Genomic DNA, 14,293 nt, shown 5'->3' with positions numbered 1-14,293 from the left:
CTACCCGACGCTCTTCCGATCTCCTTCACCGCCAGCGCCTCGTCGGCGATGAGCAGCGCGAGGTCGAGGTCGTGGAGCGCGACGATCACGGTGCAGCCCGCGTCGGCGAGCGCGCGCAGGCGCCGCCCGGCGTCGAGCGCGTGGCGCGGGTCGAGGCCGGCGGTCGGCTCGTCGACGATCAGCAGCTCGGGACGACCGACGATCGCGCGCGCCAGCATCACGCGCGCCAGCTCGCCGCCGGAGAGCGCGGTGGCGGGCCGTTCGGCGAGGTCGCGGAGGTCGCAGGCGGCGAGCGCCTCGTCCACCGCCGGGCGCAGGGCCGCGGGCAGGTCGCCGAAGGCCGGGAGCGACGGCGTGAGCCCGAGCGCCACCACCCGCTCGACGCTGATCGGCCATTCGACGCCGGCGCGCTGCGGCAGATAGGCGCGGCGGCGGGCGAGCGCGCGGCGGCCGATCGCGGCAAGCTCCACGCCGTCCAGCCGCGTGCTGCCCGCCTCCGGGTGGAGGAGACCGGCGGCGACGTCCAGCAGGCTGCTCTTGCCCGCGCCGTTCGGACCGATCACGGCGGTGAGGCGTCCGGCGGCGAAGCCGACCGACACGTCGTGGAGCACGGTGCGCCCGCCCCGCGCGACGCGGATGCCGGCGAGATCGAGCGCGCTCATGCGGTGCGCCTGCGCACATGCAGCACCAGCCACAGGAAGAAAGGCGTGCCGATCAGGCTGGTGAACACGCCGATGTTGAGCGGCGCGCCGCCGAGCACCAGCGTGCGCGTCGCGACATCGGCCAGCGCCACGAGCAGCGCGCCCGCCAGCATCGCCGGCAGCAGCACCCGCCCCGGCTGATGGCCGACCAGCGGCCGCACCAGATGCGGCGCGACCAGCCCGACGAAGCCGACCGACCCCGCGATCGAGGTCGCCGCGCCCACCGCCAGCGCCGTGCCGCCGAGCGCGAGCAGGCGCGTGCGGACGATCGGGACGCCCAGGCTCTCCGCCTGCGCGTCGCCCAAGGCCAGCGCGTCGAGCGCACGGCCGGTCAGCAGCAGCAGCACCAGGCCGGGCACCACGAAGGGCAGCGCCAGCCGCACATGATCCCAGCTGCGATCGGCCAGCGACCCCATCAGCCAGGTCATGATCTCATAGGCGGCATAGGGATTGGGGGCGAGATTGAGCGCCAGCATGATCAGCGCCATCGTGATGCTGCTGATCGCGACCCCGGTGAGGATCAGTGAGAGCGTGCCGCCGCTGCGCGACAGGATCAGCGCGATCAGCGCGGTGACGAAGGCGCCGGTCAGCGCGAACAGCGGCGTCGCCAGCGTGAAGCTGGCGGCGAAGCCGAAGTAGATGGCGATCACCGCCCCGAGCGACGCGCCCGACGTGACGCCGAGCAGGCCGGGCTCCCCCAGCGGGTTGCGCAGCAGCCCCTGCAGCACCGCGCCCGACAGGCCGAGGCTTGCGCCGATGGCGAGCGCCAGGATCAGCCGCGGCAGGCGGATCTCGGTGACGATCAGCCCGACGAGGTCGCTGCGGCCGGCGAAGAGCGCCGACAGCGCGCGTTCCGGCGGCAGCCACACCGTGCCCGCCAGGATCGACAGCAGCGCCGCGCCGATCAGCGCGAACAGCAGGAGAGGCGCCAGCCAGCGGCTCACAGCGCCCTCGTCGCGGCGAACGGCAGCGGCGTGCGGACGCGGGCGGCGGCGGCGCGCAGCTCGCCGCGCAGCCGGAGCGCGGCGTCGGCGACCAGCGGCGTCCCACAGATATAATAGGCCTGGCGGATGGTGAGCGTGCGCGGGCCGTCCCAATAGCGGCGCACGATCCGGTGCCGCTCGACATTGTCGCGCAGCCCCGGCTTGCGGCCAAGGCCGGCGCCCATCACCAGCAGGGTCGGCGCGGTCTGCAACAGCACCTCGACATCGGGCCGTCCATAGGTGCTGGCGGGCGGCTCGTTGGCGACGTTGACCGCGCCCGCCGCCTCCAGCACCGCATTGTAGAGGGAGGCCTTGCTGGCGTTGAAGCCGGCGCCGTCCCAGGCCGCCACGCGCAGCCGCGGCCCGGGCGCGCGGGCCAGCTCGGCCAGCCGCCGGTCCATGCGCGCGATCAGCGCCTCGCCGCGCGCCGGCTCGCCCACCGCCTGCGCGACCTGCCGGGTGATGCGGCGGATGTCGTCGAAGCTCTCGGCGTGATCGACCTCGATCATCGGATAGCCGAGCCGCTGGAGCAGGCCGCGCGTCGCCGGCGTGGTGAAGCTGCCCGCGACCACCAGATCGGGCTGCTGCCGCACCACCTCCTCAGACAGACCATGGTTGATCCCGACCCGCTGCGCCTCCGCCGCCATCAGCGATCCGTCCGGATTGCGCGACAGCCAGGTGACCGAGGCGATCCGCTCCGGCGGCAGCAGCGCCAGCACGAGCTGGTCTGTGCACTGGTTCATGCTCATCACGCGGAGCGGTTTCGCGGTGGCGTGCGGGATGGCCGGCTGCCCCGCGCTGCACGCCGCAAGCCCTTGGGATAGCGCGAGAGCGAGGACGGCCGGCCGGCTTCGCATCAGAAGCGCGCCCGGATGCCGCCGTACGCGGCCCGGCCCGGCGTCGCGAAACTGAACACCTCCTCGTAGCTCTCGTCGAGCAGGTTCTCGACGCGGCCGAACACCGAGATGGCGTCGGTGACCTTGTACTCGGCATTCAGGTTGACCAACACATATTCCTGCAACGAAACCGGGACCGGGATGTAGCTCGGGTCGGTGTAGGCGACATCGTCCTGCCGGCCGTTGTATCGGACGCTGAGTGTGCCCGAGAAGCGCTGATCCTGGCTGAACACCGTGGTGTTGATGCTGCCAATGTGGTGCGGGCGACGCACCTCGTTGACGCCGTTCTCGGTTGAGTCGAGCCAGGTGTAGGCGAGATCGAACTTCAACTGCGGGATCGGCCGCGCGGACACGAACGCCTCGACGCCGTGCTGCTTCGAACGAGTGGTCCGGTTCGACGGCGTGGCGACGAAATCAGGGGCGGGATAGGTCGTGTAGATCTCGTCCTTCAGCCGGCTGTCGAAATAGGTCGCGCCCACGGATGCCTTGCCGCCGGCGACGTCCCAGTCGGCGCCCGCTTCCCAGCCCTCGGACTTCTCGGGCTTGAGGTTCGGGTTGCCAATGTAGCGGCCGTCCGAATAGCCGAAGAGCTCGTAATAGCCCGGATTCTTGACGCCGGTGCCATAGGCGCCGCGGACGCGCAGCCCGATCGGCAGGCGATAGCCCGCCTGCGCACGCCAGGTGGTCGTGTCGTCGAAGCGGTTGTTCTCGTCGTGCCGGATGCTCGCGCCAGCCGACAAAGCGTCGTCGATGGTCAGTTCGTATTGGCCGACGAAGCCCCAATTCTCGGTCGAGCGGCGGCCGGTGAAGACGAAGTCCGACGGCGTGGTGTTCTCGAACTCCTCACGCTCGAAGTCGATCGCGCCGGTAATGCGGTTGACGACCCGGTCGCTGCCGAAGCGGAAGCTCGTCTCGTACGTGCCCTTGTAGCGGCGGCCCTTGTCGCCATAGTCGAAGGTGTCGGTGTCGACATAGCCCTTGCGGGTGGTGTCCGCGATCTGGGCGGTCAGCGCATTGGTCCAGCGGCCGTCGAGCAGCGACAGATCGGCGCGGACCAGCCCGTAGAAGGCGTCGTTGCGATAATGCACGCCGGGGCTGTCGACGGTGTAGCCGAACAGCGGGCTCGATCCGTCGATCTCCGAATCGTTGGTCAGCGCGTCGGCGTAGCCGTAGCGGCCCACGCCGGTCAGCTTGAACTCGGGCGAGGGCGTCCAGCTGACCTTGGCGGTCGCGTTGACCAGGGTGGAGCCGACGTCGCGGTCGCCGCCGCGCGCGGTCGGGTAGCCCTGCGTCCGGAAGGCGGAGGCGCTGACGGCATAGTCGAGCGTGTCCGAATAGCCGGCGAAGCGCGCGCCGCCGGTGGCGGTGCCGAACGATCCGCCCTCGGCGCGCACCGTCACGCCGGGCAGCTCGCGCCCGGTGAGGGTGATGTACTGGATCACGCCGCCGATCGCGTCCGAGCCGTAGAGCGACGACTGCTGGCCGCGGAGCACCTCGACCTTGGCGGCCTCGTCGGCGATCAGCGTGCCGAAGTCGAACTCGCCGTAATAGGGGTCGGAGGCCTTGATGCCGTCGATGAGGACCAGCACGTGGTTGCCCTCCGTCCCGCGCACGCGAACCTGGGTCAGCGCGCCGACCGCGCCGGTGCGGCTGACGGAAAGGCCGGGCACGTCGCGCAGCACGTCCGAGACGACGCGAGTCTGGCGCTCCTGCAAATCCTCGTTGGTGAGCAGCGTGATCGAGGCCGGCAGATTCTTGACCTCGACGCCGTCGCCCGAGCGCGAGGCGGTGACGACCACGTCGTTGCCCTCGGCGTCCTCGGTCTGCACGGTTGGATTGCTCTGCGCGAGCACAGGTGTGGCGGCGATCAGCGCCAGCAACGAAACGAACGTCTTCATGATCTCTTCAACCCCCTGCGCGTCGTTCGACGGACGCAACACGGGGCTGTCCGCCGGCTGACGGACGCGAGCGGGCAAGTTCCGCGAACGGACGCTCGTCCGCGGGCACGCCACGCCGCTTGCGGCCCCGGCCGCGCGGCATCGGGCCCCCAGCAAAGCACTGCTTTGATGGGACCCGTTCGTCGCTCTGAACGGAGGTTCTCCGTGCCCCGGCCATCCCCTGGACCAAAGCAATGAGCGACACGCGCCGGCAGGTCTCCTGGCTCGCGGGTCGTCGCTCGCTGCACGCCTTCCCAGGTTTCCCCAGTGGCCGCGACCGGCTTTTCGCCGATCGCCTGTGCACCTCGCTCACCGCTTACAGTTGCAGGGACAGCCGCGGATTAGGAGGGCTCTCGCCTTCCGCACCGCATTCCCGTTTCAAGCCCCTCTCGGGGCACCGGCGCGATCATCTGGGCCGGGCGAACCCGGTCCAGCGGCGTTTCATATCCGATTTCCGCAGCGCAGCAAGCGCTAAACGGCGCTACCCTTCATCCTCAGCGACAGCCCGGCGACGACCAGGTCCACCGCATCACAGGCGGCGGCGAGGCGCTGGTTGAGGATGCCGGCGCCATCGCGAAAGCGGCGCGCGAGGGCGTTGTCCGGTACGATGCCGAACCCGACCTCGTTGCTGACCAGGATGATCGCGGCACGGCTTTCCGCGATGGCCCCCAACAGGTCGTCGCTCGCTGCGCCGAGGGGCTGATCCACCAGCAAGAGATTGGACACCCACAGCGTCAGGCAGTCAATCAGCAGCACGCGCCCTGCCGCGTCATTCTCGCGGATCGCCTGCTGCAACGTGGTCGGCGCCTCCACCGTCCGCCAGGTCTCGTCCCGATCGGCGCGGTGGCGGGCGATGCGGTCGCGCATCTCGGCGTCGAACGCCTGGGCGGTGGCGATGAACACGCGCTCACCGCCCGTCGCCTCGGCAAGCGCTTGCGCATGTCGGCTCTTGCCCGATCGCGCGCCGCCCAGCACCAGAACCGTTCTTGGTCTCCCCACATCGCCTTCCGACTTGCCGCCAATGGCCCGAATGACGAAGGCGGCATGGATGACGCAAGCGGAATCAGGGTTCGGACGCCATGGAGGACGATTGGCGGAGGCGATGCGCGCCTTCCCGGACGCGCCTGCACCGTGGTTGGACCTGTCGACCGGGATCAACCCGATCGCGTGGCGCCCGCGCGAGCCGATCGCGATCGATCCGGGACCGCTTCCCGACCTGTCGGCGCTGGCCCGCCTAGAGGCCGCCGCTGCCGCCGCCGTCGGCGCCGATCCCGCGCGGGTGGTCGCGGTGCCCGGCAGCGAGATCGCGCTGCGCCTGCTGCCATCGCTCGGGCTGCCGCAGCCGTTCACGGCGGTCGTCCCGACCTATGGCACGCATCGCGAGATCGCCGCCGAGCAGATCGATCGCGCCGCTCTCGCCACCGCGCGCTCCGGAACGGTGATCCTTGCCAACCCGAACAATCCGGACGGGCACACCCTTGCCGCATCGGTGACCTATGCGCTGGCGCTGCGCCAGCAGGAGCGCGGCGGCTGGCTCGTCGTCGACGAGGCGTTCGCCGATGTGATGCCTGACACCAGCGTCGGCTCCGCTCCCGAGAAGGGGTTACCCCTCGTGGTACTGCGCTCGTTCGGCAAGTTCTTCGGGCTGGCGGGGGTGCGCCTCGGATTCCTCATCGCGCCCGCCGAGATCATCGCGCGGGCGCGCGCGCTGCTCGGTGACTGGCCGGTCAGCGCGCAGGCGATCGCCTGGGGCACCGCCGCCTACGAGGACGGAGCTTGGATCGCCCAGACGCGCACGGAGCTGGCCGGAACGGCGACCCGGCTCGACACGCTGCTGGCGCGGCACGGCCTGGCGGCGGAGGGCGCGTGCCCGCTGTTCCGGCTGGTCCGCCATCCAGAAGTGCGCGCGGTCTTCGAGCGGCTCGCCCGCGCCGGTATCCTGACGCGCCCGTTCGACGATCACCCGGACTGGCTTCGCTTCGGCCTGCCGGGGAGCGAGGCAGGTTTCGACCGGCTCGACCGGGCGCTCGGGTGATTGCGCTGGCGGCGCTCGCGCTCGACGCCGCGCTCGGCTGGCCGGCATGGCTCTACTGGCGGGTCGGGCATCCGGTGGGCGCGTTCGCCCGGGCGATCGGTTGGTGCGAACGGCGGTGGAACCGGCCGGAGTGCGGCGAGACGACGCGGCGGCTGCTCGGCGTCGCGACCTTGCTGCTGATCGTGGGCGCGACAATCGCGATCGGCATCGCCCTCGAACGCGTCGCGCAGGCGCTGTTCGGGACGGGGTGGTGGCTCGCGGTGGCGATCCTCGCCTGGCCGGCGCTGGCGCAGCGGAGCCTGTTCGATCACGTTCGGCCCGTCGCGGCGGCGCTCGCGCGCGGCGATCTCCCGGCGGCGCGGCAGGCAGTGGCGATGATCGTCGGGCGCGACGTCGCGGCGCTCGACGAGGGAGGCGTGGCGCGGGCGGCGATCGAGAGCCTGGCGGAGAGCTTCTGCGACGGCGTGGTCGCGCCCTTGTTCTGGCTGCTGGTGGCGGGCTTACCCGGCGTCTGGACGTACAAGGCGGTCAACACCGCCGACAGCCTGATCGGGCACAAGGAGGAACGCTGGCGCGCCTTCGGCTGGGCGGCGGCGCGGACCGACGATCTCGCCAACCTGCTTCCGGCGCGGCTGTCCGCCGTCCTGATCTGCCTCGCCGGAGGCGGCGGCTGGGGCGTGCTGTGGCGCGACCATGCCCGTCACGCCTCGCCCAACGCCGGCTGGCCAGAGGCGGCGATGGCGGGCGCGCTCGGCGTCGCGCTAGCCGGGCCCGTCGCCTATGATCGCGCCATGCAAGACAAGCCGTGGATCGGAGGCGAGGGCCGGACCGCAGCGGCAAGCGACCTTGCGCGGGCACTGCGGGTCTACGTCGGCGCGTGCGCGCTGCTTTGGCTCATCGCGGGGGGCGTCGCATGGCTGCGCTGATGCTCCAGGGCACCGGCTCGGACGTGGGCAAGTCGGTACTGGTTGCCGGGCTGTGCCGCGCGCTCGCCAACCGCGGCCTCACCGTCCGCCCGTTCAAGCCGCAGAACATGAGCAACAACGCCGCGGTTACGGCGGATGGCGGGGAGATCGGCCGTGCGCAGGCGACGCAGGCGCTCGCCTGCCGCACCCCGGCGACCGTCGACATGAACCCGGTGCTGCTCAAGCCGCAGGGCGACCGCACCTCCCAGCTCGTAGTACGCGGGCAGGTCCGCGGCACGCTTGCCGCGGCGAACTGGCGCGAGGGGCGCGCGGGGCTGCTGAGCGAGGTGCTGGCGAGCTATTGCCGGCTCGCCGCCGAAGCCGACGTGGTCGTGATCGAAGGCGCGGGGTCGCCCGCGGAGATCAACCTGCGCAGCGGTGACATCGCCAACATGGGCTTAGCGCGCGCCGCCGGAGTGCCGGTGGTGCTGGTCGGCGACATCGATCGCGGCGGGGTGATCGCCTCACTGGTCGGAACCCACACCGTGATCGATCCCGCCGACGCGGCGATGATCCGCGGCTTCCTGGTCAATAAGTTCCGCGGCGACCCGGCGCTGTTCGCCGACGGCATGACCGCGGTGGAGGCGCGGACCGGATGGCGGGGGCTGGGCCTCATTCCCTGGCTCGCGGCAGCGCGGCGGTTGCCGAGCGAGGATGCGGTGGTGCTGGAGCGGCCGGCCCGAACGTCGGATCGGCGCGTGGTGATCGCCTGCCCAATTACGCCCCGGATCGCCAACTTCGACGACCTCGATCCGCTGCGGCTGGAGCCCGGTGTGGAGCTTGTGATGGTGTCGCCCGGACAGCCGATCCCCGATGCGGCGCTGATCGTCCTCGCCGGTTCTAAGGCGACCTGCGCCGATCTGGGATCGCTGCGCGCGTTCGGCTGGGACATCGACATCCTCGCGCATGTGCGGAAGGGCCGGCCGGTGCTGGGCCTGTGCGGCGGCTACCAGATGCTCGGCCGCTCGGTTAGCGATCCTGACGGCGTCGAGGGACCGGCAGGAAGCGTTCCCGGGCTGGGCCTGCTCGATGTTGACACGGTGCTCGGCGGCGACAAGGTGCTGCGGCAGGTGACGGGCGAGGCGCTCGGCGTGCGCTTCTCCGGCTACGAGATCCACCTCGGGCGCACGACCGGGCCGGACACCGCAAGGCCGGTCGGGCGGTTCAACGATGGCCGGACTGACGGGGCGATGCGCGCCGATGGGCTCGTCGCCGGTAGCTACGTCCATGGCCTGCTAGGCGCAGCGGCGCAGCGGCGGGCGTGGCTGGCACGGATCGGCGTCGCAGGCGCAGGCCCCGACCACGCCGCCGATGTCGATGCCGCGCTCGACGAGATCGCCGGGGCGCTGGAGGCGCATGTCGACGTCGACGCGCTGCTCTTGATCGCTGGCGAGGTGCGCTGAGGCGCCGCTCCAAGCCCGACGGAACCCGCGGCGTCAGGCGCTCAGCGCTTGAACGGTCGCGGCGATCAGGAGCAGGCCGGCCTCGGTCAACTCGATGCCGGCTCCGTGGACATCGCCGGTCATTCCGCCGAGCTTGGCGCGGAACCATAGCGCAAGCGCTAACACCAGCACCGGTGCGGCCACCAGCGCCGGAACCAGGGTGCAGGCTCCCGCCAAGACCAGGCTCCAGCCGATCAGGACGCGCGCGCGCGTCGCATCGGCGATCGCGGCGCCGAGACCTTCCGGCTTGAGGTTCAGCAGCATCCTCGCCCAGACCAGCGGACCCGCCCGCGCGGCGGCGGGAATCACGAGCAGCGCCGCGCAATCGCCGGGGAGAAGCAGGTGCAGCGCAACAAGCTTGGCGACGAGTTGGAGCACGATCGCGACCACGCCGAAACTGCCGATGTGCGGATCGGCCATCACGGCGAGCAGCCGCGTGCGGTCGCCGTGGCTCGCACCCAGCCCGTCGGCCAGATCGCCCAACCCATCGAGATGGAGCGCGCCGGTCACCCAGGTCCAGGCGACCAGCGCGGCGAGCGCACCGAGCCACGGATCGACCTGCGTGCCCAACCACCCCGCGCCGGCGACGATCGCGCCGATGATCAGGCCGACGAGCGGGTACAGCCGCACCGCCGCCGTAAAGTCGCCGTCGCGGGTGGCAAGGCGTGGCACCGGCAGGCGGGTCAGGAAGCCGAGCGCGACGACGAACCGCCTCACGCGCGCAGACTCGTGAGCTGCGCCCGGCGCGGCGCGCCCTCCCACACCCGCAGGCTCAGTACCGCCGCATAGGGCAGGTCGAGCGCCCAGGTCGCCGCGAGATCGAGCCCGCAGAGTTCCGCGGTCGCCGCGCGCATCGGCCCGCCGTGGGTAACGACCAGCGTCGGCGCAGGCGGGAGCGCCGCCAGCGCCGCCCCGACCCGCGTGCGCAGCGCCGACCAGCGCTCGCCCGCAGGCGGAGGAAACGCATCCGGATCGTCCCAGAAGCGTCCAAGCGCGGCGGAATCGACATCGCTCGTAGCCCGGCCATCCCAGTCGCCGAAGTCGAGTTCGCGCCAGCGCGGGTCGATCACCGGCGTCCCGATCGCCTCGGCGCAGCGGCGCGCTCGGCGAAGGTCGGACGAGATCAGCCGATCGCAGTCGAGGTCCGCTGCCTGTGCGAGGCAGGCCGCGATCCCGGACGGGATCACGTCATCGTCGGTTCGCCCCAGCATCAGTCCGGCGCGGACCGGCGCGCCATGCCGCATCAGGTGGAGCACGAAGCTCGTCACCCCGCCGCGACGCCGGCCTCGGCGAACGTCGCCATTTCATCATGCGCCGCCAGTGCCGCGCGGATGATCCCCGCCGCCACGGCCGCGCCGCTCCCTTCGCCCAGCCGCATGTCGAGCTGGAGCAAAGGCGTCAGCCCGAGCCGGTCGAGCAAGCGGCGGTGCCCCGGTTCGGCCGAGCAATGCCCGGCGAGCAGATGGTCCGCAATCTCCGGCACGGCGACTGCGAGCGGCGCCACGGCGGCGCTGGCGATGAACCCGTCAAGCACCACCGGCACGCGCGCCTGCCGGGCGGCGACCACCGCGCCGGCGATCGCGGCGATCTCGCGCCCGCCCAGCCGTCGCAGGATCTCGAACGGAGAGCAGAGCGCGCCCGCGTGCCGCGCCAGCCCCGCCTCCACAACCGCCGCCTTGTGCGCGATCCCCGCCGCGTCGATGCCGGTGCCCGGGCCGGCCCAGTCCGCCGCCGCGCCGCCGAAGCTCGCCGCCGCGAGCGCCGCCGCAGCGGTGGTGTTGCCGATCCCCATCTCGCCGAGCACCAGCAGGTCGGCGTCGCCGATCGCCTCTGCGCCCGAGTTGAGCGCGGCGAGGCACTCGGCCTCGCGCAGCGCCGGTTCTTCCGTGAAATCCGCGGTCGGATGATCGAGGTCGAGCGGCACCACTGTCAGAGTCAGCCCGGCGGCGCGGGCGAGCGCGTTGATCGCAGCACCACCGCTCGCGAAGTTCGCCACCATCTGCGCGGTGACCGCCGCCGAGAAAGCGCTGACTCCCTGCGCGACCACGCCGTGGTTGCCCGCGAACACGACCGCGCGCCCACGCGCGATCCGCGGCCGGGCGCGGCCCTGCCAGCCGGCTATGAACAGCGCGATCTCCTCCAGCCGGCCGAGCGAACCCGGCGGCTTGGTGAGCTCCGCCTGCCGTGCCGCTGCCGCCGCGCGCGCCGCTGGGTCGGGCGCAGGCAGCGTCCTCAGCGCACTCTCGAACGCGGCGATGTCCGCAAAGCTCATTCGACCACGAATCCTTCGGGCGGAGTGCGCGTGAGGAAGTGCCCCTTCACGCCCTGCGGCCAGTCACGGAACGGCACCTGGCCCCATTCGCTGTCGGCATAGGCGCGCGCGTAGTCGAGGATCGCACGCGCCGCCGCCTCGTCCGGGGTGAAGCGGCCGAGCACGTAGCCGACCTTGCCGGCCCCCCGCAGATGCACCGTGCAGAAGTCGCCGCACGCGAAAAGGCACGGCATGTCGGCGACGGCCACCTCGGCATAGGCCGGGTCGGACGCCTGCACCCGCCGCAGCGCCTCCGCCAACTTCGCGCCGCCGCGGCGGCCGTCCGGACCATCGCGATCCTCGGCCGAGTGGCGGCAGGTGTTGCACGCCACCACTTCCGCGCGCGCCGCTCGTACCGCCTTCAACGCCATCGCCTCAGAATCTCCCGCGCAGGCCGGCGTAGATGCTCCGGCCCAGCGTGTTGTAGCGGTAGGCGGTCTGGTAGCGCGCGTCGAACACGTTCTCGGCACGAACGAACAGGCGTGCCTCGGTCGAGAGCGGCAGCTCGGCGCGAAGATCGACCAGGATATATGGATCGAGGCGAACGGTGTTCGCCGCATTGTCGAAGGTCTCGCCCGACCAGCGCACCGCCGCGCCGAACGACGGGCCGTCCCGAAAGGCATAGTTCGCCCCCGCGTTCCACGCGTGCCGCGGCCGCCGGGCGAGCTGATTGCCGAAGGTGGCGGCGCTCGGCGACCGGTCCTCCGACAGGGTCCAGGTGTAAGTGCCGTCGACGCTCAGCCGGCCGAGCGCGAGCCGTCCGTCCGCCTCGATCCCCTGCGCGAACGCACGCGAGACATTGTCGTAATAGCCGAAGCGGCGCTGGGTGGTGCTGCCCGGCACCAGGCAGAGCGGGCTGGTGCTGGCGGAGGTGCAACTCGCAAACACGATCAGGTCGCGCGAGCGGCGTTCGAAATAGGTCGCGCCGAGCGCCAGCCGGTCGCGGAGGAAACGCTGCTCGGCCCCGATTTCCCAGCCGTTCGCCTGTTCGGGGTCGAGCGCGATGTTCCCGTATTCCGAGAACAGCTGGTACAGCGTCGGCGCCTTGAACCCTTCGGAATAGCTCACCCGCACCACTGTCCCCCACGGCGCGGTATAGACACCGCCCCCTGCGAACAGCGTCTTCCCACCGAAGCGGCTGTGATCGTCGTGGCGTACGCCGCCGGTCAGCGTCAGACCGTCGACAACCGTGGCGTTGAGCTGCGCATATCCGCTCGTGATCTCCGCCCGTCCGCGTGCCGGGGCGGGCACCGGCGTCGACAGCGAAGCGGGCGGAGAGACGCTGCGGAACCGGCTCTTTTCATTCTCGACGCCAAAGGTCGCGTCCACACCAGGCACGATCAGCAGGCTGCCCTGATATTCCAGCCGCTCGTTCCGGCCGGCGGAGTCGAAGGTCTGCGGGCGAGCGCGATCCGGATTGTAATTGTCGCGGTCGGTGTCGGTGTAAGCATAGGCGAAGCGGTTGCGGAGCCGTCCGCCGAACAGCGCGACGTTCACGCCGCCGTATGCAATCAGCTCGCGGTTGCGCGAATATTCGGGGCTGTCGCCCGTCATCGCATCGATGTCGGTGCGGCCGTCCGAGTAATAGGCCCGACCTTCGAGGCTGACGCCCGGCACCACCGTCAGTACCGCGCGCCCGGTCACGCTCCGGTTGGTGTAGCCGTCACGCTCGCCGCCGCCGAACGCGGGTGCGATCGCGGAGATCCCTTCCGTGGTGAAGCTCTGCCCCGCCACCCGCCACGCCAGCAAGCCGGTGGTGCCCCCCACCCCCGCGCGGGCGCTCACCGTATCGCGGCTGCCGCCCTCGACGTCGAAACTGGCCTCAAGGTCGGCAGTCGGCAGCGCCGTGACGACGTTGACCACGCCGCCGATCGCCTGGCTTCCCCACAGGATCGACTGCGGGCCCCGCAGCACCTCGATCCGGCTCGCATCGCCGGTCAGCAGGTTGGCGAAATTGTAGCCGCCGCCGGCCGACGCGGGATCGTTGAGCTTGACGCCGTCGATCACCACCACGGTCTGGTCGCTCTCCGCACCGCGGATGCGCAGCGAGGTGGCGGTGCCGTAGCCGCCGTTGCGCGACAGCGACACGCCGGGGGTGCGGAGCAGCAGGTCGGCGACCGACAGGTCGCCCGTCCGATCGATCGCCGCCTTGTCGAGCACGGTCACCGAAGCGGCGACCCGGTACGCTTCGGTCGGTGCGCGATTGGCGGTGACCACCACGGTGTCCGCGTCCGCCGCGTCGAGACTTCCGGCTCGGGCGATTGCAGCCGCATCGGGCGCGGGCGCTTCCTGCGCGAGCGCGGGAACGGGCGCGAGCAGCGCCGCGATCGCGTGAATGGGCCTCATGAATGTCCTTGTGTCGAGGAAGGGGCGGCGAGCCGCTCGACCGGGATCAGCACGTCCGGCGCGGGCGCGACGCGCACGCGATAGACCGCCGCCACCAGCTCGGGCGTCATCACCTCGGCCGGCGCGCCGTCGGCGACGAGGCGACCCTCGTGGAGCACCAGCACCCGGTCGCAGAAGCGCGCCGCAAGAGCGAGATCGTGCAGCACCGCCAGCACCAGCGCGCCGCCTCGCGCCTGCGTCCGCAGCAGCTCCATGCCATGCAGCTGATGCTCGGGATCGAGGCTGGCGAGCGGCTCGTCGGCGACCAGCACCGGCGCCTCGACCGCTAGCGCGCGGGCGAGGAGGACGCGGGCGCGCTCGCCTCCCGAGAGCTCGGTGGCGATCCGATGTGCGAGTGGCTCAACCTCGGCCAGCGCCATCGCACGCGCGACCGCCGCCTGGTCCGACGCCCGCGGGCGCGACAACGGCCCGAGATGCGGCAGCCGGCCGAGCGCCACCAGCCGCTCGACGGTGAGCGGCCAGTGCACGGTCTGGCCCTGCGGCAGATAGGCGATGCGGCGCGCAACCGCCGCGCGCGGCAGGCTGGCGACAGGCACTTCGTCGATCGTCACGCAGCCCTCGCCTGGCACCAGGCCGAGCAGCGCGCGCACCAGCGTCGACTTGCCCGCACCGTTGGG

Annotated in this window: 14 protein-coding genes and 1 riboswitch; of the genes, 3 read left to right on the top strand and 11 right to left on the bottom strand. The window is 71.6% G+C overall.

Going from position 1 to position 14,293, the window contains the following annotated elements; all coding sequences use genetic code 11:
• The 5 genes from ACFDTH_RS14335 to cobU all read right to left on the bottom strand — a co-directional run.
• Positions 1-662: ABC transporter ATP-binding protein (locus ACFDTH_RS14335; RefSeq protein ID WP_375288236.1), on the bottom strand; the 662-nt coding region annotated here is incomplete at its 3' end.
• Positions 659-1,645 carry a FecCD family ABC transporter permease gene (locus ACFDTH_RS14330; protein ID WP_375288235.1) on the bottom strand — a complete coding sequence of 329 codons (987 nt, stop codon included), beginning with the start codon at positions 1,643-1,645 and terminating at the stop codon, positions 659-661. The genes ACFDTH_RS14330 and ACFDTH_RS14335, both read right to left, overlap by 4 nt.
• The gene (locus tag ACFDTH_RS14325; protein ID WP_375288234.1) at positions 1,642-2,427 is read right to left on the bottom strand and encodes an ABC transporter substrate-binding protein; all 786 of its coding nucleotides are present in this window, start codon (positions 2,425-2,427) and stop codon (positions 1,642-1,644) included. The genes ACFDTH_RS14330 and ACFDTH_RS14325 overlap by 4 nt, the downstream gene beginning before the upstream one ends.
• A 113-nt stretch (positions 2,428-2,540) precedes the next feature.
• Positions 2,541-4,478, bottom strand: a complete 1,938-nt coding sequence (locus ACFDTH_RS14320) for a TonB-dependent receptor plug domain-containing protein (protein ID WP_375288233.1) — start codon at positions 4,476-4,478, stop codon at positions 2,541-2,543.
• A gap of 231 nt (positions 4,479-4,709) precedes the next feature.
• Positions 4,710-4,934, bottom strand: a riboswitch (cobalamin riboswitch).
• A gap of 54 nt (positions 4,935-4,988) precedes the next feature.
• Positions 4,989-5,516: a bifunctional adenosylcobinamide kinase/adenosylcobinamide-phosphate guanylyltransferase gene (gene cobU, locus ACFDTH_RS14315; protein WP_375288232.1), complete on the bottom strand. Its 528-nt coding sequence runs from the start codon at positions 5,514-5,516 to the stop codon at positions 4,989-4,991.
• A gap of 103 nt (positions 5,517-5,619) precedes the next feature.
• Here cobU and ACFDTH_RS14310 point away from each other — a divergent pair, with 103 nt between their 5' ends.
• Genes ACFDTH_RS14310 through ACFDTH_RS14300 form a run of 3 tightly spaced genes read left to right on the top strand, consistent with a single transcriptional unit; the run spans position 5,620 to position 8,920 of the window.
• Complete coding sequence (locus ACFDTH_RS14310) at positions 5,620-6,552, top strand: aminotransferase class I/II-fold pyridoxal phosphate-dependent enzyme (protein WP_375288231.1); 933 nt, start codon at positions 5,620-5,622, stop codon at positions 6,550-6,552.
• Complete coding sequence (cbiB, locus tag ACFDTH_RS14305) at positions 6,549-7,478, top strand: adenosylcobinamide-phosphate synthase CbiB (protein ID WP_375288230.1); 930 nt, start codon at positions 6,549-6,551, stop codon at positions 7,476-7,478. The genes ACFDTH_RS14310 and cbiB overlap by 4 nt, the downstream gene beginning before the upstream one ends.
• Positions 7,466-8,920, top strand: coding sequence for a cobyric acid synthase (locus ACFDTH_RS14300; RefSeq protein WP_375288229.1), 1,455 nt, complete (start codon positions 7,466-7,468; stop codon positions 8,918-8,920). The genes cbiB and ACFDTH_RS14300 overlap by 13 nt, the downstream gene beginning before the upstream one ends.
• A 33-nt stretch (positions 8,921-8,953) precedes the next feature.
• On the opposite strand, the gene cobS is transcribed toward ACFDTH_RS14300, so the two are convergent.
• The 6 genes from cobS to ACFDTH_RS14270 form a co-directional block, all read right to left on the bottom strand.
• Entirely contained in the window at positions 8,954-9,676 is a 723-nt protein-coding gene (cobS, locus tag ACFDTH_RS14295; protein WP_375288228.1) for an adenosylcobinamide-GDP ribazoletransferase, read from the bottom strand.
• Positions 9,673-10,227, bottom strand: coding sequence for a histidine phosphatase family protein (locus tag ACFDTH_RS14290; RefSeq protein ID WP_375288227.1), 555 nt, complete (start codon positions 10,225-10,227; stop codon positions 9,673-9,675). Before ACFDTH_RS14290 ends, cobS begins: the two co-directional genes overlap by 4 nt.
• Complete coding sequence (cobT, locus tag ACFDTH_RS14285; RefSeq protein WP_375288226.1) at positions 10,224-11,231, bottom strand: nicotinate-nucleotide--dimethylbenzimidazole phosphoribosyltransferase; 1,008 nt, start codon at positions 11,229-11,231, stop codon at positions 10,224-10,226. Before cobT ends, ACFDTH_RS14290 begins: the two co-directional genes overlap by 4 nt.
• Entirely contained in the window at positions 11,228-11,641 is a 414-nt protein-coding gene (locus tag ACFDTH_RS14280) for a DUF1636 domain-containing protein (protein ID WP_375288225.1), read from the bottom strand. Before ACFDTH_RS14280 ends, cobT begins: the two co-directional genes overlap by 4 nt.
• Positions 11,642-11,645: 4 nt before the next feature.
• The gene (locus tag ACFDTH_RS14275) at positions 11,646-13,616 is read right to left on the bottom strand and encodes a TonB-dependent receptor plug domain-containing protein (RefSeq protein ID WP_375288224.1); all 1,971 of its coding nucleotides are present in this window, start codon (positions 13,614-13,616) and stop codon (positions 11,646-11,648) included.
• Positions 13,613-14,293, bottom strand: a 681-nt coding sequence (locus tag ACFDTH_RS14270) for an ABC transporter ATP-binding protein (protein ID WP_375288223.1), incomplete at its 5' end; no start/stop codon positions are given. The genes ACFDTH_RS14270 and ACFDTH_RS14275, both read right to left, overlap by 4 nt.

Origin of the sequence: Sphingomonas sp., from assembly GCF_042096255.1 — a bacterium.
Lineage (GTDB): Bacteria > Pseudomonadota > Alphaproteobacteria > Sphingomonadales > Sphingomonadaceae > Sphingomonas.
Note: the sequence above shows the minus strand (reverse complement) of the source record. Positions and strands in the feature narration are given on the sequence as shown.

Excerpts from the sequence above, each read along its gene's own strand:
- ACFDTH_RS14325 (WP_375288234.1), bottom strand. The coding sequence starts at position 2,427 with ATGAACCAGTGCACAGACCAGCTCGTGCTGGCGCTGCTGCCGCCGGAG.
- ACFDTH_RS14320 (WP_375288233.1), bottom strand. The coding sequence starts at position 4,478 with ATGAAGACGTTCGTTTCGTTGCTGGCGCTGATCGCCGCCACACCTGTG.
- ACFDTH_RS14310 (WP_375288231.1), top strand. The coding sequence starts at position 5,620 with ATGCGCGCCTTCCCGGACGCGCCTGCACCGTGGTTGGACCTGTCGACC.
- ACFDTH_RS14300 (WP_375288229.1), top strand. The coding sequence starts at position 7,466 with ATGGCTGCGCTGATGCTCCAGGGCACCGGCTCGGACGTGGGCAAGTCG.
- cobT (WP_375288226.1), bottom strand. The coding sequence starts at position 11,231 with ATGAGCTTTGCGGACATCGCCGCGTTCGAGAGTGCGCTGAGGACGCTG.
- ACFDTH_RS14280 (WP_375288225.1), bottom strand. The coding sequence starts at position 11,641 with ATGGCGTTGAAGGCGGTACGAGCGGCGCGCGCGGAAGTGGTGGCGTGC.
- ACFDTH_RS14275 (WP_375288224.1), bottom strand. The coding sequence starts at position 13,616 with ATGAGGCCCATTCACGCGATCGCGGCGCTGCTCGCGCCCGTTCCCGCG.